Here is a 20,525-nt window from a genome sequence, read left to right on the forward strand (position 1 = left end):
CTCTTTTCCTTTTAACTAAGGAGATTTTAAATGATAAAAGAAAGCCAATATTTTTTATTTAATCATATAAGATCTATTGATATGGGTGTTGTTAATGTTAATACTGATGGTGGCCTACAAGAAGAGAACTTTTTAGCGGGAAAGACAATTAACGAAACGTTTCTTAAAGATAGACCTGATCCTATTGTTGATAGTATTGTTTACGAACCTTTTGAGATGCCTTTAAATTTCTATGTTGATCAGAACATTCGTGAAGGATTTTATAAAAATAGAAATCTAACGCAAAAGAAATTAAGAGAAATTGCAAAATGGTTGACGGTTACTGACTACTCTCCCCTCTCCTTCAGCTCGAATTTAGATATCGTTTACTACGCAATTCCAATAAATGCTATGGATTTAGTACATAACTGTTCTGAAGACGGTTATATAAGATTGACTATGAAAGTCCTCCCTTTTAAATTCAGCACAAAAATCTCAACACCTTGGATAAACCCTTCAAATAAAGGTGATAACATTATCACTTTTGACAATAAGGGAGACTTAGATGTCCCTCTCTCAATGGAGATTCAAAAAATAGGTGATGGGAATTTAAAAATCACGAATCTTAGTATGTATCGAACTCCTTTCACAATTGATAATTTAAAAGATAAAGAAGTACTACAAATAGACTCGGTAAAAGAGTTAATGGAATCTAGTGTGACGGGCTACGAATGTTACGAACAATCAAACGAAAGCTATGTGATTCTTGGTGAAGGTCAAAATAGAATCAAAATTGAGGGTTCATGCTTGATAAGATTTAGCTATCGATTCAAATATTATTAAGGAGGTTGCTATGAATTTAGGAGAATTCACTTTTAAGCCAGGCAAGCTTAAATTAGAGCTATGTAAGACGAACAAAAAGAAAATCGCAAATATTGTTGATTTTAATAGCGCTTCAGTCAACCTAAATCACGCAGCCATTAATGATTTGAGTTTTAGCATACCACTTAAAGCTAGATATGATGGTGATGAAATAAAGACCAATCACATAGCGCAACTTATCAAACAGTGGTACTTGATTAAGGCTACTTTTTTTAACCGAACTGAATATTATGTGATTGACAGTATTACTAAAAATAACACCTCAGAAAAAGAAGAAATTCAGGTAAGTTGTCAACTCTCTCCTTATATGCTAAACAAACCAAAAATCAGGCAATATGAAGGTATATCAAAGAACCTCCAAGAAATCGGTGAGGTTTGTCTAAAGGGAACTGGTTGGACTGTTGGAGAAATTGAAAGTACGCTTAATGAAAAAAGACGATCATTCTCCATTGGATCAATTACATCAAGGTTTGATTTTCTAAGGAATATTTGTGAAACATTTGACGCTGTGCCTGTGTTTGACACTATCAATAATAAAGTATCATTCTTCGAAAAAGACAGTGTATCTAAATACAAAGGTGTTAAGATTTCATCTCATAACTTTATGATTGATATGACAGATACTAGAAGCATGGATGATGTCGTGACTAGGCTTCATGTAACCGGAAAAGACGGCATTGTTATCAATTCAGTTAATCCAACAGGTCAAGGTTACTTGGATGACTTCAGCTTCTTTTTGAACGCTTTTCAACGTGATGAAAACAGGAATGTAGTTAAAAAAAGTGACTACATGAGCAATGAGCTTTGTCATGCTTTGCTAGACTACAATGAACTTGTCGACAAAGAATCAAAAAAGTTTAAAACAATGTTGGATGACAAAAAGAAAATCGAAGCCAAAAAGACTGCTCAAGAGAATGAGCTATTCGTTCTTAAAAACCTTGAACTGCAGCAAATTTTAGATCGAATTGAAGTGGTTAAAGAGACTGAGGGAGACACTAAAGATCTAATAAAGCAAAGAGATGCGAAGCAAAAAGAAGTTGATACAAAAAAGAAAGAAATCGATAAAAATATTTCTGAGATTTCCACGTTAAACAGTCAAATTGAGCAGCTTAGAAAACGACTAGATATGAGTAACTTTCTTGGTGAAGAGATGTCCAATGAGCTGTCCAAATTTATACTTGAAGATGAATGGACTAATGAAAATATCTTCGATGAAACGGAATTGTACGAAAAGAGTTATGAAGAGTTAGATAAGCGTAAATCCCCTCCTATCGACATCAAAACAAATATAGTCAACTTTTATAATGCTCTAAGTGAAAAGGAGTATTGGGACAGAGTTTCTTTAGGGGATATTGTTAGAGTACAAGATAAGCAATTTGCAACTGAATATAAAGCAACTTTAACTGGTATGAGCTTAAATTTTGATGATACGTCTATTTCTGTAACAGTCTCAAACGGAAAAAAACCTAAGGAAGATGATGACTTTATACAGTTGCTTTATAAAGTTGATAAAGCATCTACTGAATTCAACACTCGTAAAATCGATTATAATACGCTTGCTACTAACTACAATGCACGTAATGACCGTATTTCTACCCCTCCTATCCCTCCTATGATTGGCATTAATTCTATAACACACAAAGTAAATGAAAATGGCTCTGTTGATATTTCTGTAGCCTGGGATTATCCGAGTTCTAATGAAGATGGTTTTAACATTGATGGTTTTATCGTACATTGTTATCCTGATACATCTTCAGAAACTTACTTATTCGGCGCTTCACTAGCGAAGGAACAACGCATTTCTGTTAGATATGATAAGCGAATAGCTACCTTTACTTCACAAGTTCCAACAAAATACTTCACCTTTGGAGTACAGTCTTACAGAAACGTTGAAACCTCGATTAGTTCAAATGGTGTTTTGTTATCTGATATAGTTCAACCACAATCACCGAGTGAGAATCCTTACCGCCCATCTAATACTGTTGAGGTTAAAGGTAAAGTAAACGGAATACGCCAGATTTCTACACCTGAAAAGCCTTCTAGTCCAGATATCAACACTCTCTGGATTGATCCTACAACTAATAAATCTGAATTGTATGATGGCGAAAAGTGGATTGTTCAATCTGCTGGCAACGCAGACTCCTTAAATGGTATAACTCCTGCTCTAAACGAAGAACCCAACACTATACCTGTTAGAGATGACAACGGTGTGATTTCAGCATCTATATCAGGAAGTGCATCTAAATTAGGTGAGTATACAGACAAAGACTTTATTTTAAAGACAGATAAAGATGTGCCGAATGGAGTTGCTGCATTAGATGCAAACGGAAAAATTAAGCTGTCAAATCTTCAGCAATTAAGTTTTGTAGGCACCTATATCGGTAATGGGACTCAAAATAGAACAGTCTCTCTTCCCTTTACCCCTTCCCTGGTTAAGGTTAAATCAACAGTTCAAAGTGATCCTGCGTTAGCTATTGTGAGTACTAGTGGAGGCTATGTGGAGGAAATATTCGAATCAAATATCTATTTTAAAGGAATAAGCAACCTTCCAGATAACACAAACGGACGACTTGCGAATATGGGATTTGTGACTGGTTCAGATTCAACGTCTAAAGGTAATAAACAAGGAGTCACATACTTCTTTGAAGCGTATAGAAATCTATAAGAAAGGAGTGATTCTAAATGGTTTTCCCAAAACTTTATAATGATCCAATCTTATATCACAAAAGAAAAGATACTTATGATGATCCTTATATGAGCTACGATGAAACACATTCTATTCTTAACGGACGAATACTTCTAACTGAAAATCCTAATCGTGAAAATAGAGTTGTTATTACCGGAGGAAACAAAGAGTGGAAAGAAATTGAAGTTGGTGAATTAGAAGACGACTGTTTTCGTGTTGATTACATGATGGGAGTTGTCTTTTTTAATTCCTCTAACGAAGGAAAAGAATTGCAAGTTAAATACGTTGGCGAAGGTGCCCACTTCTTCCCTGCAGCACGTATTTGGGTTAGACGGTCAGGTAATACAGTAGTTGAGACACTTCAAGGTCTTATTGATGAAGCTGAAGATTGTATTATTCGCATGAACGAGAGAATCTTAGAATGCGAACGGGTCATCAAACGCTGTATAGAAATAACTACTTGGTGCCGTCAAATCACTTCGCAATACGAGCGTGTTGTTGAAGAAACGAAAAAGAAATACTATCCATCTGTCAATAACTACTCAGATTTAATTGTTGAATATCCAAATCCTCAAGTTGGTTGGACAGTCGCTGTTAAGAACATAAAAACAGTTTATCGATGGGATGGATTCGAATGGGTTGATATAGGTGTTTCAGAAGTCTATGAAGGATTCAACATTCTTTTGAGTGCTTATGAGCCACACAGTTTAAATTATATCTGGTATCAAGATGAGAGTTTAAGTCCTACCAAGAAAAGAGTTGTTATTTCTAACGCAGCTCCAGAAACAGGCCAGATATGGTATAAGCCTGATTGATACACATAAAGGAGGAATTAATTAATGGGTTTTAGAATGCCACATCCTGTTACTGGCGAATATGTACCAATGGCCATTGAATTGCTGAAATCTGACGGTGTTGGATATACCGCACCTGAAATTAAAGCCAAATTTGATGGAATTCTAGATTCAGTAACAAACCTGTCTACAACAACTACTGATAAGCTGAAAGAAATGGCTGACTTAATTGGAGACATTGGCGAGCTTGCAGGAGATACTGGAAGTATTGTAGATACAATTAAAAAAGAACTAAACCAACGTGGGATAAACGTTAAATGGCTTGGTGCAGTTGGAGACGGTGAAACAGATGACACACCAGCTTTCCTTGCTGCAGAAGCTCTATCTAACAATGAGTATCCGATCTTCGTTCCACCAGGTACTTATTTAGCTGATCAAGCAGACTTGAAAGGTAATTACTTTGGTAATGGTGCATTTCTTATTGTCAAAGAAAGAGAAGCTTTCAACGCAACTGCTCCCCCAAGTCAAAAAAGAGATCAACGTCTGTTCCCTCTCACCTCTTCACCCCTTCCTATCCTCAATGAATTCTATGGGAAAAACTCAGGAATCAAAATCACTTTAGACGCTTATGGAAACACATCTACAGGAGAAGAGTCTTTAAGAAACCTTACTTCTGGTAAGCAAAATACCGCTATCGGCTTCTTATCCCAAATGAATAACCAAACACAGTACTCAAACGTTTCAGTCGGTGGAAGTACTTTAGCACAAGGAACTTATTATAGTCGTACCACGGCTATCGGAAATAACTCATTAAAATGGGCAGGCATTAAAGATCCAATCGTGTCTAGACATGAACTGTGGCTAAATGAGAAGGATTTAAACAACATTTGGAACATTTCAGGAACAGATTCTTACATCTTGAAACAAATGAATCCTGAAGTTGAAAAATTGATTCAGCCTACAGGATACCCTGCTCCACAAGGCGCTGTTATTGTTAATGAAGGTGGAGGCTTTCCTGCAGCAACTTCCTCATCTCAAGTTTTAGGTAATACTGGTGTTGGTCGTAATGCTCTACTTCAATTGGTTAGAGGTATCCATAATACTGCAATTGGGTATCAAGCTCTAGCAAGATCTTATACGACTGAAAGATGTACAGCTATTGGTGCATTTGCATTGGCCAATAACCTTGCTGGTAAAGAGAATATCGGTATTGGTAGAAATGCAATGAAGTATAACCAAACTGGTCAAAAGAACATTGTTATCGGTAATAACGCTATGGGGTATGACGTATTTGGCACTAGAAATATTTTCATCGGGCATCAAGCTGGACAAAGATCAAACGGAAATAAGAATGCTTCCCACACTCTAAATACTGTTATTGGGACGTACGCTCATCAAAATAAAACAGATGGTGAAGCAAACGTTTCTATCGGTGCTAGAACACTTCTAAATGGTGCAAATGGTAGTCGAAACGTTGTTGTAGGTACTGAAGCTGGTATCAACTATACTGGCAACAACTCTATTATCATCGGAAATAAAGCAATGCCTAACAGTAACCAAGATCGATTATTATGGATTGATTACGGTAATGATGGCAATGCCTCTCCTTTCATATACGGTGATATGGGAAATAACATTATGAACCTTCGTGCAAACTTGCGACCTGATACTGATGCTTCTCAATCATTAGGTGCTCCTTCAAGACGTTGGGCTAACATCTATGCTTCAAATGGAACAATCAACACTTCTGATGAGAGATACAAGCAAAACATCACTGATATTCCTGACGAATGGCTAGATGCATGGTCTGAAGTTGATTTCTGTAGATTTAAGTTTAAAGATGCAGTAAGTGAAAAAGGAAGTTCTGCAAGATGGCATATCGGTGTCATTGCTCAGAAAATCGATGAAGTGTTTAAAAAGCACGGCTTAGATGCAACTGAAATTGGATTACTTTGTTATGACAAGTGGAATTCTGAATTTGTAAACAAGGTAGACCCTAAAACGGGTGAATTCACTGGAGAAACAATTGAAGTCGTAAAAGGTGGATACATGTGGGGCATTCGTGCTGATGAATGCCAATTCCTTGAGATGGCACTTATGAGACGTGAAACCGAAAAGATGCAACAAGAGATGCGTGAACTTAAGGCATCTTTATTAAAATAAAACTATGATTTTATAGGAATATTGCTTATGCATAACAGAGAAAGACAGAGCATGTGTGAGAACGAGAGAGCTTGGGTTATCCCCTGCTCTCTTTTTGTGCTCAAAAAATTAATTGGAGGAATTTATTTAATGAACATTACTCAAAGTTTGTTGACTCCCAACAAATACTCCAGACCTCAAACAGCTTTAAAAGGTGTCAAAGCAGTTGTTATCCATTGGGTTGCTAATCCAGGATCATCCGCTGAAGGAAATCGCAATTTCTTCAACAATCGTAAAAGTGGAACTTCTGGATTCGGCTCTGCTCATTACATTGTTGAAGGTAATAAAGTAATTCAATGCTTGCCTAATAGCGAGTTAGCTTATCACGTCGGCTCGAATGTTTATACAGCAAGTGCCCTTAGAAATCTGAGCTCATACCCAAATAATTGCACAATTGGCATTGAAATGACTCATCCTGATTGGACTGGTAAACCTGATACTGCAACTTATAAAACAACTGTAGAGTTAGCTGCCTCCCTTCTTAAAACTTATGGGCTAAAATCTGAAAATCTGTGGACACATAACCAAGTAGTAGGATGGAAAGACTGCCATCGTTATTACACTAACAACCCTAGTGCTTGGGTTCAATTTGTCAGTGATGTTAATAAAGCTTTAACAGGTAAAACTGTAACTATTCCAACACCGAAGCCATCAGACAAAAATGACCTTGAGTTAGTTGAAGCTTACGGTCTTGGTGATAAAGGTGCAAAAGTTAAAGAAATTCAGTCTAATCTAATTAAGCTTGGCTATAAATTGCCTAAATACGGTGCGGACTCCCACTTTGGTGATGAAACTGTTGCTGCTGTGAAGGCATTCCAAAAAGCAAACAAGCTAGCAGTAGATGGAATCGCTGGGAAAGCGACTCTTGCTAAGATCAAAGAGTTGTTAACTAAATCTAAAGCCCCTTCTTCCTCTAAGTCTAACTCTTCTAAAGCAAGTGGCTCTCTAAAATCTAAAGTAGACGGTCTTCGATTTTATGCTAAAGCTTCATGGGATGATAAAGATGTTGTCAGTACTGTAAATAAAGGTATTGGCTTCCCTACTGTTGTCGAAAAAGTAAAAGTTGGTACGGCATACCAATATAAAGTGAAAAACTCAAAAGGTGCAACGTTTTATATCACTGCTTCAGATAAGTATGTTGAAGTAACAGGCACAGTTAAAGCATCTACTCCTGCTAAGACCGCTTCAAAGCCAAAACAGAGCTCTAAAAGTTCATCAATTAAATCTGTTGGGAAAATCAAAATTATCGGCGTGTCAGGTGCTGCTTTTATTATGGATAAACCTGATCGCAATTCAGCCAAGAATCTAGACACCATCTCATTAGGTAAAACAATTGAAATTTCTGGATCTGTTAAAGGTAGTAACAATCCTAAAGGTTACTGGGAAGTAATTCACGAAGGTAAACGTGCTTACATTTCAGGACAATATGGCAGTAAAGTATAACTAAATTAATATAGATTTTTGTGGATTTACAAATATCCATGAAAATTTATGAAAATCAACTTCAGGGAGGTGAACTAAAATCACCTCCTTCTCTAAGGCTGGTGTCAAATGGAAAGTAATGACGTTCATGTTCGTATAAGCTTGCTTGAAGAAAAATCAAATCAGCAAGCAATTCAAATTGTTAAGCTAGAAGATAAAACAAATACACTCAACAGAATTGAAATGATATGCGAACAACAACTTGAATTTAATAAAGAGTCTCAAAAGCAATCGAAAGAGTTAACTTCAACACTCATTGAAATGAGTAATAATTTAAAAAACCTAAATAAATCTTATGAAAAATTAGATACAAGGGTTGAAACTCTTGAACGAAGTGATTCAACAAGAAAGATAGATCCTTCGCAGTTTACCAAAGATATTTTTTATAAGATTCTTCCTTCAGTAGCTGCAACGATAATCGGAGCATATTTGCTATACCATTTCGGAATTAATAAATAAGGAGCTTGATGTAATGAAAATCAACTGGAAAGTACGTTTAAAAAAGAAAACATTTTGGGTGTCAATCCTCTCAGCCACCCTTTTATTCGTTCAAATGGTCGCTGAGGCATTCGGTTATGACTTAACAGGATTTGGTGATGATCTAACTGTAAAATTTAATGCTCTGCTTATATTTTTATCTGCTATCGGAATTATTGATGATCCGACCACTAAAGGTGTATCAGACAGTGAGCAAGCTTTAGAATATGACGAGCCTAGAGAGAAATGAATACGGTAAATATTAAGTATTCGCCATACCCAAATAAATTCAGTGAAGCCCACATTAATACTGAGGGTGAGGAGAAAGTTCTAACTCTGTTGTTAGACGAAGTTGAAGTTCCCCAAACTGATGAAGAAAGTGAACCAGCTATCTTCCCCGTTCTCAAGATTTCACTCTCTGAAGGCTTGGGCAACGAAGACATTTTAAGGATGGAAAAAGAAGATGCTAAAGCATTTCTTCAAGTTTTAAAAGATATGATTAAACAAATGTGAGAGAGGTAATCTCTCTTTTTTTTTCATTTTTTATGGAGGTTAAATTATACGATTAGGATCTGGATACAAAGGCTCTTTAAAACTAGAGTCAACAAACATTGAGAACTTCGATATTGTCCCTCCAGAATCACAAGGTTCGAATAGACCGACACAGTTTTATAAATTTCAATTTCGCAATGACCAAGATTGCACTGTTTCTATAAATCACGGAGAACCCATTTTCATCAGGTCTGGGGATGGCTTTTCAATGGATCATATTGACACTCCTATCTTTAGCTTTGTAATCAAAGAAAAAGGAATTCAGTATAACTTTGCTGGTGCTCACACATGAGCTTTTTTAATCCCAGGTTAAACAATGGAATATCACTGAAATGGTCTTTTGAATATACGCCTGACGAGAACGAGCAAATGATCTCGTTTATTGAAGTTCCAGATTACGACCCAACTAAAGATCAACTTTCAGTTATTGTTGGAGGAGTTGAGTGCTCCCCGCCCCACCGCTGCATCACGGAATAAATTAATGATATTACGTCTTTTCCTTAATATATAACTCTTGCTATTACACTTATTAAAATAGCTAAAATTGTTAAGAACATAACTATACCAATAATTAATGAATGTTGTCGCTTCTTCATACTTAGAATAGCTACATACTCTCTTATAAAGGCATTTATCCAAAAATAAAGCTTTGTCTTAGAACCATAACCATATATTTTCAAACCCATTTCTTTAGCTATTAAAGATGCTCTTAATATATGGAAATTATTCGATACTAATACAGCCTTATAGTTCTTACTCAATCTACTCATTATATCTTTTGAATAAAGAATGTTTTCTTCCGTTGTTTTAGAGCGTGTTTCTTCTATTATGACATTATCATTTAAACCTTTTTGTTTAGCATAGTTTGCCATTGCTTTCCCTTCGGGTAAACTTTCATCTTCTCCCTGGCCGCCAGAAAATATTATTTTAATACTTTCATTATTCTCATATTTGTTACGGATTTCAATAGCTTTATCAATTCTACTTGCTAGTAAAGGGGGTACTTTATCATTTATTAAGCCACTACCTAAGACAATAATAAAATCAGGACGTTCAATTATAGGTAATTTTTGCAATAAATATGTGTTTATAAAAACTGTAATATGTACTATAAAATATGCATAAACGAGTGTAATTCCAATACTAATAAACCCTATCTCCCTAATATACTGATAATTATTTAAAATCTGAATACATATTATATATAAGATTAAACTAACTAAAACGATTAATGTTAAGCTATTTGTAAACCTTTTACCTTCTAATTTTCTTATTTTAATTCCATTATATAAAAATAAAGGTATAAACCACCATAAAAAACTGGAATAGAAGACCATAATGACAACTAGTAAGAGTATGCCTAAATTGGGTATTATAGGAATTTTACCTAACAGTGAGATGAGACTAAAGGGAAATAAACATATGGAAGTTATTACTAAAAAACCATTAATCATATTTCTTCGATCATACAATATTGATAGTATTAAACCGATTACTGATATTATAAATAGAAACCATAAAAATAAAATCAACCATATATCCATAATATTCTCCAATCCATAATTATTTAAGAATCCATAAACATTATAGCATGCTTATGGATTCTTATTTTTTTCAAACTTAGACTTAGATATTTCTTTTATGTTACTTACTATAGCTCTTCTTTCTTCCCATTTGACAAGGTATGCTTGATTCTTCTTAATTGGACTCAATAAGCTCAATTTAAGATTTTCACTCTTACCATCTCTATAACCTGATACTTCATAAATATAATACTTGTTTGACTCCCCTTGATCATTTGTCTCATGTTTTATTTTAGGGTCTTCAGTATTATAAATATAATACTCATTTGTTTTATAGTAACCTTGATCAGAAAATAAATAATACCCTCCGAATGATGCAATTCCTATAATAACTAAAAATAATATTAATGCTAACTTAGCCATAATTTTATTATCCTATTAAGACTTTTTTAACGTTCGATAAGTTAATTTTCTCCATATATATTCTAATGGTCCTTGTTTAAAGTACTTTAGTATAAGATAACTACATATAAAATTAATTGAAATTATAATTAATGCAAGGTATAGTATTTGAACAGAATTAGGAAATACAATACCTAATACAGAAATCAAGATTCCACCTATGATACTTTGCATGACATAATTCGTAAATGCCATTTTACCAATCCTCTCAAAAGCAAATACCATTTTTTCCATTTTTAGTGAAATATTTTGTAAAATGAGAAAATATAATATTGTTTGTGGAATTGCTAATAAACTTATATCTAAATTGTCTTTAGATTGATAAGTACCCGCTATATATATAATTACAACAATAATCATTATTGACACACTTGATAAGAATATATACTTATTTCTATTTATTTTTGATACTATAGAATCTTCACTGTATATATATCGGCTTTTAACCATATATAATCCTATTATGAAGAAGTTAAGAATTAGTATACTGTCATTCACTATAAAATCTAAACCCATAAACTCTATATGAAAAGATTTTATAATAACACTAACAAGGTAAAGAGACATAATGCTTATGGATATGTTTTTTAATATAATAGATGATAATCCATATAAACCCATAACAATAAATCCCACCAAAGCATAAGGCACTAATATACTTCCCCAAAATATAGCTACCATATGAATAATACCTAAAATTAATAAAAAGGTTAATCTACGAGACATAAATCTATATGGTGAGATACCTTTTGATTTACAATTATCCATAAATATCCCTATACCAATTCCAAATAAAATTGAAAATAAACCAAAAAATTTTTTCGTAACTAAAATATCAATTAACGAACTAATCATAGATTCAATATGTGTGGGTTCTGGTAGGTTCATATCCTCAGTTACCATCACAAATGCTGGTATATTAATCAACAAAATACCACATATTGCAAAACCTCTAATAAAATCTAAACTCTTTATTCTTTTATTCATTGCTTACTCCTTTTTAATTCTAGATTGCATAAGTATAATAAATTCATTATCTGATATGCTTTTTAGACATCCATTATTTTTCCTTACATCTTTAACATATCATATTATAATAAAGGCTCACTACAATATTATGTGACAATCACTGTATCTATATAACAATATTGTCACTTTCAAAATTATAACATGTGACAAATCACCAATCATTTGGTGATTTAATGCAGTATTAGTTATCTATAACTGAAAAAATGCATATTTTCAATATTAGCTTCTATGACCACCAGTTAAACCAGCTCTGTACAATGCAGTGCCGCCTTTAGTATATGAAACAGCCCTCAGCAGCGACTTCGCTCCGTATTTATTTCTAATACCATCCATAACGTATCCAAGCTGTCTTTTTTTCTCTAATCCTCTTTCATCGAATAAAGTTAACTGTTGATTAGCATCTTCCTCAATTTTGCTTAATGTGACTGAAATACTTCTAACAGTCTTATGTTGATAAAACGTGTTAAATAATTCAATACATGTGTTATAGATGTCCATAGTGATATTTGTTGGGTTTTCGATTGTTTTGCTTCTGTGAAACCCTCCTCCATATTCATCTTTGCTATATCCGATACCTAAGCTAATCGTTCTCCCTGCTTTGTTGTGATCTCTTGTTCTTTTAGCAACCTCTTCACATATTTCAAGTATGACTGCTTTGATTTCTTCTTTTGTCGTGTAATCTCTGAGCAGAATCTGGCTTTTACCAAAGCTCACTTGTCCTTGTAGTACTGGAGCACCTATCTCAGATAAATCAATTCCCCATGCATGGTGGAAGATTTGGTTCCCCATTACTCCGAATTTCTTTTCTAAGGTTTCCAGTGAATACTTAGCTAATGCACCGACTGTGAATATACCCATTCTATTCAAGTTTTGCTCCATTCTCCTGCCTATTCCCCACATTTTAGAGATTGGTCTAACTGGCCATAGCTTTTCTGGAATGTCTTCATATCTCCATCTAACAATACCATTCGGTGCTTTCTTACTTTCTAAATCCAAAGCAAGTTTGCTGATCAGCATATTGTCACCAATCCCAATTGTGCAAGGCAGCCCAAACTCTCTCATGATTGCATCTTGGATATGTTCAGCAATCTCTTCAACACTGTTCCACATTCTCATAACACCGTCAACTTTTAAAAAAGATTCGTCTATGGAATAAGTGTGAACATCACATTCTGGGACGTAACGATAAAACAATTGAGTAATTTTCGTTGAAACATTTATAAATGTATCCATCTTAGGATTAACAATATGGATTCTTGGATCACTAGGAATTTCAAATAATCTTGAGCCAGTTTTAATTTTAAAATCTTGCTTTAATTTGGGGCTTGCTGCTAACACTACACTCCCCTGTCTCTCTGTGTTTCCTACAACGGCTAGATAACACTTCAGAGGATCTAAACCCATCATAACTGCTGAAATGGAAGCATAAAAGGATTTCATGTCTACACACAGTATCTTGTGACGTGGGAAATTTGAGTAATCAATCATTAGAAACACCCACTATGTCATCTAATAAAACAAAGTGAATATCATCTGATAAATCCTTTATATGTAGCATTTTCTTTTCGTAGTTGATGTATTGTGTAAAACCTTTTAGTTGATTGACAACTCCCAAATCAAAAACTGAAAAATTCAAAGGCTTGTTAACACTCATTGCATAGGCGATTGTTGATTCAAATTCTTCTGCTTGTTGTTCATCTATAATTGGTTTATCTGTTTTTTTCGTTTCTGCTAGGTCGTGTTTAAGTCGTGCAACATGCTCAGGTAACATCATAGCTGTCCATTTTATCGTACCTCTGTCTCTAAGCATTTAATCACTCCTTCTGAATGATTAAATAGTAACAGAACAAACGTTCTTTATCAATCCATTTTAAGAACTTTTGTTCGGTGTAAATATTGGTATACAAATTCTATCCTTCTGTTACAATTTATGTATAACAATTAGGAGGTTAACAATGTCACTTACATCGAACTTAAGCAAAGTACCACAATTCAAAGAAATAGTTGCTGCTATTGCGCCTAAAAAGAAAGATTTCAAAACTTTAAGTGGGAAAAGTCCCTTTTCTAAAGAGTATAAAACGTTAGTACCTTATACATTGGAGAATCCATCTGATGCAAGCTTAATAGGGGACTGCTTTTGATTATTTAGCAAGGTTTAGAATAGCCCAAATAATAAATCTAGAGATGAGCTTTAAAGAACTAGTTGCCTATAACGGACTTAAAAAATTGCAAAAATTCACTGGGAATAATAGTTTGGAAGATAAATATTATTCAACTATTCAAAAAGACATTGATACCTTTATTAAAGGCGAACAATCATTGAACAATGAGGTTTGTGTGACAGCCTTAAAACTTGCGAACTTGGAGAGGTACTCTAGAGCTAATATACTGGCAGGTGTTAGCGAGACTGATATTTTCGATATACAAAGAAAGGACACGCTAACTAATGAACTAAATGGATTAATGAATACATTCGAAGAAAAATTCATTGGTAGTGGACTTGTTAAAACAGACAGCAATGTGGTTTTCAACCCTCACTTTGGCATTGCTTCCCTATTGGTTGATGGTGCAGATGCAGATATTCTAGTTGATGATGTACTTTATGATTTCAAAGTAGTTAAAGATGTGGGATACAAGTCTGCGGATGTTCTTCAGTTAACTGGATACTTTCTTCTTAATAAACTTTTAAAAGAAATAGAGCACAACTATGGCGTATCAGAAAGTCTTCCTTTCGATGACATTGAATTCAGTAAAATTTGTCTTTATAAAGCAAGGTTCGGTGAATGTGAATACTTTGATTTTAATGATATCAACGACCAAGATATTCGTGCTGCGCTCATTAGACTTGCTGAATACTTTTTAAACAATCCTGACAAAACTGTTAAGTATACAATGCTAAAAGCTCATCCAGGTTATGATTTAGAAGAATATGATGATGCTTTACGTTCTATAGTTAATTCAAATTAAGACACCCCTTGTTGGGTGTTTTTAATAATAGAAAAGGATGCTTTTTAGCACCCTTTAAACTTAAAAGTCATTAAATTAAAAGTAACATTCATAGATAGTTTGCTAACTTTTAATCTCTTTCCTTTAACATTTTTAAGAGATCGTCACTAAGTTGGATATCAATATCTTCTGTATCATTATCTTCGTCATCATCTTCTTCGACAACAAATAATCCTTCAATAAATTCAGTGAAAGTATCAGCAATCAGGAATAGGTCTTGTTCACCATCTCTTAGTTCATGATCCCAGAAATATATTTTCCCTTGATTTTTTTCACTAACATCTAAGCAAATTAGGTCTCCGCCATCTGCATCTGCGATAGGAATTATTTGCTCTGGCAATTGTTCTTTATATGTTTTTATGGCTTCTCGTATATCATAATCATTCTGCTCCAACCCATAAAACAATTCGACTGGCACCGATTCACCAACTAACCAAACTGGTTTTTCTCTTAGATAGCTATATATATTATCCTCAATCCAACATTCCCCATATTCATTAATAAAACTTTTATAATCAGAAGAAATATGGTATCCATTTTCTTCTTCTATTTTATTCATTTCGTTTAATGAATCATTTGTTTTGGTTGATCTAATATCGATAGTGTATTGATCAAGTTTGTCTTTAATTCGTTTAAAACTCATTTTAATAGCCTCCTCTTAAATCTGATGCAGCACCAATATGTGGTACATTTTTATGTAAGTCAGTCGGAACAAGCTGTATTGTTTTATTATCTAAATGATGAGGAGTTAGCTTCACTTTTGCAAGCCATTCTTTCACCTCATGTTGTGTTTTAAACCCATACTGTTTTTTTAGTTTTTTATAAACCAAGCTAAAATCAGATTTTTCACCAGTCAATTTCCCCTCTTTAAAATGAAGTCGACCCTTTTCCCAAGGAGTAAAATTTGGGCGATTATCTATAAATTCTACTGGTTTTCCTCCAGTAACGACCTTTACTTTTGGGTTATCTGAATACCATTTTCCGTTACCTGGCACACCTTCCCATCGTCCATTTGATCTCGGAAGACGAGTTCTTGGGTTTTTTATTCCTTCAGCCAGCATTACTAAACGTTCTTTTAAAGAAGCTCCATCTACTACATTATAAGGAACATTTGAAATCCCTGCTAGTTGATGCTTTGGCGAATAAGGAAGCAAGTCGTATATGGAAATGTTAGCAAAATGCTTAGTTTTATTCACACCGCTTATAACCGCTGTTTTCGTTGTTGATACGCCAGTTTTAGAAACAGACCCTAAACCTTTTGTTCCAAATATAGAAGTAGCAATGGTGCCTGTTGCATAGCTCACCCAATGCGCTCTCGAATAAGAGTCACCGTTTACCATATCTCTTTCATAGGAGTCTGAAATAGATTTCCCAATTGCTTTCGATGTTTCAATCGGATGAGAAACAGCTGTCACAACTGATTCTACAGCCCCACCAGGGTCAGTGACAAGATCATATATTCCGGTCACTGTGTCTTTTGCCACATCGTATATACCAACTGCTGCGCCTTTTACACCATCAATAAAGACACTTGATGCTTCTTCCTGTGCTTTGATTTGGAGCAGCTGGCTGTAATACATTTTTTGATCGTAAGAAAGATTTTCATATCCAATTTCATCTACAATCTCAAAGTATTTCGCTTCTGATATACACGAAGGATCATTGAGCTTTTCTTTCAATTCTTTGATTCTTCGCTTCTCTTTTTCTTCTTTTTTCACTTTTAAATATGCTTTCACCTGTGCATCGATTTTATCATGATTCTTGTACACATCTGTCTCATGAAATGCCTTTGCATCATAATACATGGGCTGAGCGTTCTTACCTTGTCCTGTAGCAGCCATCATTTTTGAATAAAAAGTTTCGAGATGTTTTTCAATCGCTTCTGACTTTGCGTATTCTGTTTTTAGATCATGGTCTATTTTATGTAATGCCTCAATCGCATCTTTTCTTTCTTCGTTCGCATCATCTAAATGCTCATCTACCTCTTTGCTGGAAAACGTCTGCAATTCAATTAGATCACTGACATCGTCAAAAATAGCCGTAAGGGCTTCTTTTTGTTCCTTAACCATATCTTTATTGTTCTGAATGCCTTGCTTCAATTGAGCGTCTAAGAAGTGCTCGTCAATAAATGTACTACCGCCTAATGATTCATCATCAAGCTTTCCTTTCACTCCATCTAAAAAAGCCTTTTGCATATCGATAAAATCAAGATAAGAATCCGTGTAAAGTGCAAGATCATTATAAAAAGCTTTGATATTATCCGCACCTTTTCCAGTAAACTCATCACCTAAATTAGCCACGCCTTGCAATGCTTTTTTTAAGTCTGTTATTTCTTCCCTAAGCTGTTGATATACCTTCGATCTCTTCTCTACAGCTGATATCAGGGAAGGAGCATCTAATATTTTCATATAAAAAAGACTCCTTTTATGGAATATTCTTTTACTAGAATACCATAAGGAGCCTTATGCTTTAATCCATTTTATCTAATTTTAACCATTCAACCTCCAGAGCTTCCTCTTGATGCAACTGTTTGGATATCATCATGTAGAGGTTGAATCAAACCATTTGTAAAGAAAAGTGTACCTAGTGCAACTACAGCTATTGATAATGTTATAAAAATTGACTTTTTCATTTAATTCACTCCTTTTCCCACATACTGGCTTGCACGTAAGGCTCTTTTATAGAAATCCAATGATTGTTGCAGCAAGCCTATTCTCTCTAAATATTTCGCCACATCAACTAAGATTTCCTCTAAATCAACCCACACTCCTTTTTCTTCAAGTTCTGAGCACAGGGTGGTAATATTATTTATTTGAGACTCAGTAACATCATAAGCAAGCTCTTTTAATAATTTAAATTTAATCTGAAAGATTTCATGTCCAACTTGTTCAGATAAACCATACCCTTGGTCAATTAATTCTATTGCTTCTTTACTTTGAGTGGAAATTTCAACTCTAGATAATTCGTACAAACATCTCAATTTCAATAAATCTTGGTTTTCAATTTCTCTGTAGCTTAAGGTGCGCCTGTATAATTCCGCTGCATCTGAGTAATTACCTTTCTTACTTTCTAAAAACCCCATATTGTAATACAGGTGAATTATTAAGTGATTATCGTCTATATTCTTAATCATTCCCTCTGCTTCATTAAAGAGGTCACTTGCATCATCATATTTAAATTGATCTATTAAGTTTAGTGCGTGAAGCAACCTACAGTTGATTTGTCTTTTGATATATGTTTCATGTGCATTAAAAGTATCTGAAGCGATTTGAGCATGATATTTAGATAGGAAAGTCATTTTCATATCATAGAATAGAACAGCTAATTTATAATGAAACTCTGCTTTTTCTATTTCATCATCAACATAAGCCAACTTCTTTTCAGCAATTCTGAAATAACTTAGTGCCTTATCATAATCTTGCAAATAGTCATGATATATCCCATTATAAAAGTAGAAGTAATAGGACATGAGTTTATTTGTTTTTTCTTCTTTTTCATCTGGGGCGTTTCTCTCAAAGAATGGCTTGTCTAAATTTCTGCTAATATTCTGAAGTTTCAGCTTAAGTCTAAAGCTCAGTAGCTGATAATACAAAAGAATATCCTGATTTTCTTCCATTGTTTCAATTGCACTGTCTATATCATCTTGCATTTCAATAGCTGCTGATAAATCCCCTTTTTGTATGGCAAGATTCCAAGTATTTAACATGTTTCCTACCTCTTGAGAGGCAATTAACCTTGTCATCCCGTTACCCCCTTGTAAACAATTCCTTTGTATAATTTTAACACGATATTTACAACATATGTAAAGTTGAGTTGCTCATTTTGAAAGTTTTCGGCATACCGCAAAATGTTTATCTATAAAAGATATGTTTTATGCAGAAATAATCATTTAATAAAATACAAATTACATATATATGTGGTATCATAGATTAAGGGGAGGTGAAAATGATGACCGAGTACATACATAACGAAATTTCCACAAATGATTTTATCAAATCGAGTTACATACGTGTTCTAAAGTTTATTGAGAAGACCTTAGATTCTTTAGAAATTGATGAGGCAGAAAGTGTTTCCAAGTATTCTAAAGGAGGTTATAACATAACAGTTTATTCAAGTAACAAGCCCTCTGATGAAGCTTTGGTTCAAACCAATCGAGCAGTCAATCAATTTATGAACAACTTATCTATAGACTAGAGCCTATTGTACGGCTCTTTTTTCATACAAATTTATGTTGTACTCAAACTATATTCCTTACGACAGACCCTGTCACGACAGGCGGGAAAAATTTCACAAGCTTCCCAAAGAAAAAAGAAAGTAGAATGATGATACACCCCGAAGCAATAATACTTCCATAGATAGACGAAATCCCGTATTTAGAGCCAATCGCAATCATAGGAGAAACCGCAGTAAATGTACAGCCTAATACAACAGGCAAACCGATACCAAAGAAACGGTTTTTCCAAACTTGAAGAAGCGTGGCAGCCCCGCACATGAAAATATCTGCTGAGATTAAGTAAGTCAGTTGTGCAGGCGTGAGGCCGAGTGCATCTCCCACAATGAGCGGCACAAGAACGGCCCCTGCATACATCGCCAGCACATGCTGAATCCCTAGCGAGAGCGTTTTGACTTTTTTAGTAGCACTCATGATTGTACCTCTCGTACAAACGTGACTTTCCCTTTCTCAAGTGATTCAATCCGTGCAAGGGATTCGACGCGGTAGCCCATTTGAACAAGTACATCTCTTCCCGGCTGGAATGACTTTTCAATGACAATGCCAAATCCGGCTACTTTTGCCTTCGCCTGCTTTGCGATTGCCGCAAGTCCTTTAGCGGCTTCACCGTTCGCCAAAAAGTCATCAATGATTAATACACAATCTTTTTCACCGAGATGCGTATTTGAGACAGCGATCGTGCTTTCTACTTTTTTTGTAAAAGAGTACACACTCGCTGTTAATAGGTTTTCTGTTAGTGTTAGTGATTGACGTTTTCGAGCAAAAACAACGGGTACTTGAAGAGCTAGTCCAGCCATCACAGCAGGTGCAATGCCCGAAGATTCGATTGTGATAATTTTTGTAATGCCATCATGCTTGAATAATCTAGCAAACTCTTGCCCAATCTCATGCATTAAGACAGGATCAATTTGATGATTTAAAAAGGCATCAACCTTTAACACTTGATTTGACAGAACGATTCCTTCGTTCTCAATTTTTTGACGTAACAATTCCATCATTTCTTCCTCCCAGCATATTGGCAAACATTTTCATTTTTCGCATAAAAAAAGCATTGCTGTCCATGAGGAGCAAGCAATGCGAAAACGATCCACGGATCTTCAGCTCAAACAAGAGCTGTTTCATTTGCTCACTCATAGTCGGACGGTATCGGTGTCCGGTAGAAACTTGCGTGCCATCATCACGCGATTATATGAGTGTTATAGTGTTCAAATTATAACAAG

At 34.7% G+C, this 20,525-nt stretch carries 20 protein-coding genes, 3 pseudogenes and 1 riboswitch; of the genes and pseudogenes, 12 read left to right on the forward strand and 11 right to left on the reverse strand.

Going from position 1 to position 20,525, the window contains the following annotated elements:
- Positions 1-30: 30 nt before the first annotated feature.
- The 9 genes and pseudogenes from MHI33_RS12260 (at position 31) to MHI33_RS12300 (ending at position 9,015) form a co-directional block, all read left to right on the forward strand.
- Positions 31-822: a phage tail domain-containing protein gene (locus tag MHI33_RS12260; RefSeq protein ID WP_216927292.1), complete on the forward strand. Its 792-nt coding sequence runs from the start codon at positions 31-33 to the stop codon at positions 820-822.
- 10 nt (positions 823-832) lie between these two features.
- Complete coding sequence (locus MHI33_RS12265) at positions 833-3,526, forward strand: DUF7359 domain-containing protein (RefSeq protein WP_340911619.1); 2,694 nt, start codon at positions 833-835, stop codon at positions 3,524-3,526.
- Positions 3,527-3,543: 17 nt separating this feature from the next.
- Positions 3,544-4,362, forward strand: a complete 819-nt coding sequence (locus tag MHI33_RS12270; protein WP_340911622.1) for a hypothetical protein — start codon at positions 3,544-3,546, stop codon at positions 4,360-4,362.
- A gap of 24 nt (positions 4,363-4,386) precedes the next feature.
- Positions 4,387-6,504, forward strand: a complete 2,118-nt coding sequence (locus MHI33_RS12275; protein WP_340911625.1) for a tail fiber domain-containing protein — start codon at positions 4,387-4,389, stop codon at positions 6,502-6,504.
- A 129-nt stretch (positions 6,505-6,633) separates the two neighbouring features.
- Positions 6,634-7,080: pseudogene (locus tag MHI33_RS22080) on the forward strand (peptidoglycan recognition protein family protein); the annotation flags it as partial.
- Between the two features lie 153 nt (positions 7,081-7,233).
- Positions 7,234-7,986: pseudogene (locus MHI33_RS12285) on the forward strand (peptidoglycan-binding domain-containing protein); the annotation flags it as partial.
- Between the two features lie 108 nt (positions 7,987-8,094).
- Positions 8,095-8,484, forward strand: a complete 390-nt coding sequence (locus MHI33_RS12290) for a hypothetical protein (protein ID WP_106037369.1) — start codon at positions 8,095-8,097, stop codon at positions 8,482-8,484.
- A gap of 13 nt (positions 8,485-8,497) precedes the next feature.
- Complete coding sequence (locus MHI33_RS12295; RefSeq protein ID WP_340911629.1) at positions 8,498-8,752, forward strand: phage holin; 255 nt, start codon at positions 8,498-8,500, stop codon at positions 8,750-8,752.
- Positions 8,753-8,841: 89 nt separating this feature from the next.
- Positions 8,842-9,015, forward strand: coding sequence for a hypothetical protein (locus tag MHI33_RS12300; RefSeq protein ID WP_340911631.1), 174 nt, complete (start codon positions 8,842-8,844; stop codon positions 9,013-9,015).
- A 539-nt stretch (positions 9,016-9,554) separates the two neighbouring features.
- Here MHI33_RS12300 and MHI33_RS12305 read toward each other — a convergent pair.
- From MHI33_RS12305 to MHI33_RS12325, 5 genes are all read right to left on the reverse strand, one after another.
- On the reverse strand, positions 9,555-10,598 hold the full coding sequence (locus tag MHI33_RS12305; RefSeq protein WP_340911634.1) for a YdcF family protein: 1,044 nt from the start codon (positions 10,596-10,598) through the stop codon (positions 9,555-9,557).
- Positions 10,599-10,649: 51 nt separating this feature from the next.
- Positions 10,650-11,000, reverse strand: coding sequence for a DUF1093 domain-containing protein (locus tag MHI33_RS12310; protein WP_340911636.1), 351 nt, complete (start codon positions 10,998-11,000; stop codon positions 10,650-10,652).
- 15 nt (positions 11,001-11,015) lie between these two features.
- Entirely contained in the window at positions 11,016-12,026 is a 1,011-nt protein-coding gene (locus MHI33_RS12315) for a DUF418 domain-containing protein (RefSeq protein ID WP_340911639.1), read from the reverse strand.
- A gap of 261 nt (positions 12,027-12,287) precedes the next feature.
- Complete coding sequence (locus tag MHI33_RS12320; protein WP_340911641.1) at positions 12,288-13,556, reverse strand: Y-family DNA polymerase; 1,269 nt, start codon at positions 13,554-13,556, stop codon at positions 12,288-12,290.
- Positions 13,549-13,878 (reverse strand): YolD-like family protein, encoded by a 330-nt coding sequence (locus tag MHI33_RS12325; protein WP_340911644.1) that lies wholly within the window; start codon positions 13,876-13,878, stop codon positions 13,549-13,551. Before MHI33_RS12325 ends, MHI33_RS12320 begins: the two co-directional genes overlap by 8 nt.
- Positions 13,879-14,023: 145 nt before the next feature.
- On the opposite strand from MHI33_RS12325, the gene MHI33_RS12330 reads away from it, so the two are divergent.
- Positions 14,024-14,209, forward strand: coding sequence for a hypothetical protein (locus MHI33_RS12330; protein WP_340911646.1), 186 nt, complete (start codon positions 14,024-14,026; stop codon positions 14,207-14,209).
- A gap of 43 nt (positions 14,210-14,252) precedes the next feature.
- Positions 14,253-15,035, forward strand: coding sequence for a hypothetical protein (locus MHI33_RS12335; protein ID WP_340911649.1), 783 nt, complete (start codon positions 14,253-14,255; stop codon positions 15,033-15,035).
- 109 nt (positions 15,036-15,144) lie between these two features.
- On the opposite strand, the gene MHI33_RS12340 is transcribed toward MHI33_RS12335, so the two are convergent.
- The 4 genes from MHI33_RS12340 to MHI33_RS12355 form a co-directional block, all read right to left on the reverse strand.
- Positions 15,145-15,717, reverse strand: coding sequence for an SMI1/KNR4 family protein (locus MHI33_RS12340; protein ID WP_340911652.1), 573 nt, complete (start codon positions 15,715-15,717; stop codon positions 15,145-15,147).
- 1 nt (position 15,718) lies between these two features.
- Positions 15,719-17,482, reverse strand: coding sequence for a T7SS effector LXG polymorphic toxin (locus tag MHI33_RS12345; RefSeq protein ID WP_340911654.1), 1,764 nt, complete (start codon positions 17,480-17,482; stop codon positions 15,719-15,721).
- A gap of 89 nt (positions 17,483-17,571) precedes the next feature.
- On the reverse strand, positions 17,572-17,706 hold the full coding sequence (locus tag MHI33_RS12350; protein WP_268493610.1) for a hypothetical protein: 135 nt from the start codon (positions 17,704-17,706) through the stop codon (positions 17,572-17,574).
- Positions 17,707-18,816 carry a response regulator aspartate phosphatase gene (locus tag MHI33_RS12355; RefSeq protein WP_340911663.1) on the reverse strand — a complete coding sequence of 370 codons (1,110 nt, stop codon included), beginning with the start codon at positions 18,814-18,816 and terminating at the stop codon, positions 17,707-17,709. It abuts the gene before it with no gap.
- A 206-nt stretch (positions 18,817-19,022) separates the two neighbouring features.
- Between MHI33_RS12355 and MHI33_RS12360 the strand changes: the two genes are divergently transcribed.
- Positions 19,023-19,268: a hypothetical protein gene (locus MHI33_RS12360; protein WP_340911666.1), complete on the forward strand. Its 246-nt coding sequence runs from the start codon at positions 19,023-19,025 to the stop codon at positions 19,266-19,268.
- A 58-nt stretch (positions 19,269-19,326) separates the two neighbouring features.
- Here MHI33_RS12360 and MHI33_RS12365 read toward each other — a convergent pair.
- Positions 19,327-19,719, reverse strand: a pseudogene (locus tag MHI33_RS12365) (solute carrier family 23 protein); the annotation flags it as partial.
- Positions 19,716-20,300, reverse strand: a complete 585-nt coding sequence (xpt, locus tag MHI33_RS12370; RefSeq protein ID WP_065098227.1) for a xanthine phosphoribosyltransferase — start codon at positions 20,298-20,300, stop codon at positions 19,716-19,718. The gene xpt and the pseudogene MHI33_RS12365, both read right to left, overlap by 4 nt.
- 118 nt (positions 20,301-20,418) lie before the next feature.
- A riboswitch (purine riboswitch) is annotated at positions 20,419-20,518 on the reverse strand.
- Positions 20,519-20,525 lie beyond the last annotated feature (7 nt).

It is taken from the genome of Bacillus sp. FSL K6-2971 (assembly GCF_038006405.1).
GTDB lineage: Bacteria > Bacillota > Bacilli > Bacillales > Bacillaceae > Bacillus > Bacillus pumilus.

Bases quoted from the DNA above. Each gene is read 5' to 3' on its own strand.
- MHI33_RS12260 (WP_216927292.1), top strand. From the start codon at position 31: ATGATAAAAGAAAGCCAATATTTTTTATTTAATCATATAAGATCTATT.
- MHI33_RS12265 (WP_340911619.1), top strand. From the start codon at position 833: ATGAATTTAGGAGAATTCACTTTTAAGCCAGGCAAGCTTAAATTAGAG.
- MHI33_RS12270 (WP_340911622.1), top strand. From the start codon at position 3,544: ATGGTTTTCCCAAAACTTTATAATGATCCAATCTTATATCACAAAAGA.
- MHI33_RS12275 (WP_340911625.1), top strand. From the start codon at position 4,387: ATGGGTTTTAGAATGCCACATCCTGTTACTGGCGAATATGTACCAATG.
- MHI33_RS12290 (WP_106037369.1), top strand. From the start codon at position 8,095: ATGGAAAGTAATGACGTTCATGTTCGTATAAGCTTGCTTGAAGAAAAA.
- MHI33_RS12295 (WP_340911629.1), top strand. From the start codon at position 8,498: ATGAAAATCAACTGGAAAGTACGTTTAAAAAAGAAAACATTTTGGGTG.
- MHI33_RS12305 (WP_340911634.1), bottom strand. From the start codon at position 10,598: ATGGATATATGGTTGATTTTATTTTTATGGTTTCTATTTATAATATCA.
- MHI33_RS12310 (WP_340911636.1), bottom strand. From the start codon at position 11,000: ATGGCTAAGTTAGCATTAATATTATTTTTAGTTATTATAGGAATTGCA.
- MHI33_RS12315 (WP_340911639.1), bottom strand. From the start codon at position 12,026: ATGAATAAAAGAATAAAGAGTTTAGATTTTATTAGAGGTTTTGCAATA.
- MHI33_RS12320 (WP_340911641.1), bottom strand. From the start codon at position 13,556: ATGATTGATTACTCAAATTTCCCACGTCACAAGATACTGTGTGTAGAC.
- MHI33_RS12325 (WP_340911644.1), bottom strand. From the start codon at position 13,878: ATGCTTAGAGACAGAGGTACGATAAAATGGACAGCTATGATGTTACCT.
- MHI33_RS12330 (WP_340911646.1), top strand. From the start codon at position 14,024: ATGTCACTTACATCGAACTTAAGCAAAGTACCACAATTCAAAGAAATA.
- MHI33_RS12335 (WP_340911649.1), top strand. From the start codon at position 14,253: ATGAGCTTTAAAGAACTAGTTGCCTATAACGGACTTAAAAAATTGCAA.
- MHI33_RS12340 (WP_340911652.1), bottom strand. From the start codon at position 15,717: ATGAGTTTTAAACGAATTAAAGACAAACTTGATCAATACACTATCGAT.
- MHI33_RS12345 (WP_340911654.1), bottom strand. From the start codon at position 17,482: ATGAAAATATTAGATGCTCCTTCCCTGATATCAGCTGTAGAGAAGAGA.
- MHI33_RS12350 (WP_268493610.1), bottom strand. From the start codon at position 17,706: ATGAAAAAGTCAATTTTTATAACATTATCAATAGCTGTAGTTGCACTA.
- MHI33_RS12355 (WP_340911663.1), bottom strand. From the start codon at position 18,816: ATGACAAGGTTAATTGCCTCTCAAGAGGTAGGAAACATGTTAAATACT.
- MHI33_RS12360 (WP_340911666.1), top strand. From the start codon at position 19,023: ATGACCGAGTACATACATAACGAAATTTCCACAAATGATTTTATCAAA.
- xpt (WP_065098227.1), bottom strand. From the start codon at position 20,300: ATGGAATTGTTACGTCAAAAAATTGAGAACGAAGGAATCGTTCTGTCA.